General features: G+C 46.4%; 1 protein-coding gene. It reads right to left on the reverse strand.

Annotation, left to right across the window (positions count from 1 at the left end; all coding sequences use genetic code 11):
• Positions 1 to 1,078 (reverse strand): NupC/NupG family nucleoside CNT transporter (locus tag R8O11_RS25025; protein WP_318194583.1); only part of this gene is annotated, 1,078 nt, incomplete at its 3' end.
• Positions 1,079 to 1,140: the final 62 nt, after the last annotated feature.

Below are 1,140 nucleotides of genomic sequence, written 5' to 3' on the forward strand. Positions count from 1 at the left end.
GCTGAATCGCAATCGAACCGATGTTCGCGAAACCACATAGAGCGAATGTGATGATAACTTGAGTGTGCTCAGACAGTGTCGCTTTGTGCTGTACGAAGTCGATAAACGCCACAAATTCGTTCATTACAACTTTCTGACCAATGTAAGAACCAGCCGCTAGGATCTCGTGGCTTGGCACACCAATCAACCAGGCTAGTGGTGCAAATAGGTAACCCAAAATCGCTTGCAGTGTTACACCAGCAAAACCAAACATTTCACCTAGGTTTTCTAGGCCTGTGTTCACCATCGCAATCACACTCACAAAAGCAATCAGCATAGTACCGACAGCCACTGCGACTTTCATACCGCCCATCGCACCGCTTGCTAGTGCATCGATACCGTTACTTTCTTCTGATTTGTCTAGCTCAATGTTGTTGTAATCGCTTGGCGTTTGACGCTCAGGAACGATGATTTTCGCCATTAGCAAACTACCAGGAGCTGCCATGAAGCTCGCTGCGATAAGGTATTTCAGCTCCACACCCAAGCCGGCATAGCCGCCAAGCACACTGCCCGCTACCGATGCCATACCACCAGCCATTACTGCAAATAGCTCAGAACGAGTCATGTTTGATAGGAACGGACGAATAAGAAGTGGTGACTCACCTTGAGATAGGAAGATATTACCCGTTGCAACGAGTGATTCCGCTTTACTGGTACCCAAGAATTTCTGGATAGCGCCGCCGATAAATTGAATTACTTTTTGCATGATGCCCAAGTAGTAAAGGGCAGAGATAAGAGCGCTGAAGAAAATGATGATAGGAAGGACGCGAACAGCGAAGATGAAACCAGTAGAAGCGAGATCACCAAAAAGGAATCGAATCCCTTCATCAGCAAAGCTTAATAACCCGGCAACGCCATTACTTAAACTCGCTAGTGCGGCTTGTCCCATCGGGAAATAAAGCACCAGAGCGGCAAAGCCCAACTGAAGTAACAAAGCGCGAGACACAGTTTTCCAATTGATGGATGAACGGCTCTCAGACAGTAGGAAAGCACAACCTAGTAGTGCAACAATACCAAATAAACTAAATAGAACACTCATGAGTCGGACCTACTGAACGTTTAAAAAGAAAAGAGAACCAAAGGAATTGGCAGAAGAAAGGG

The sequence above is a fragment of the Vibrio sp. 1288 genome (assembly GCF_033344475.1).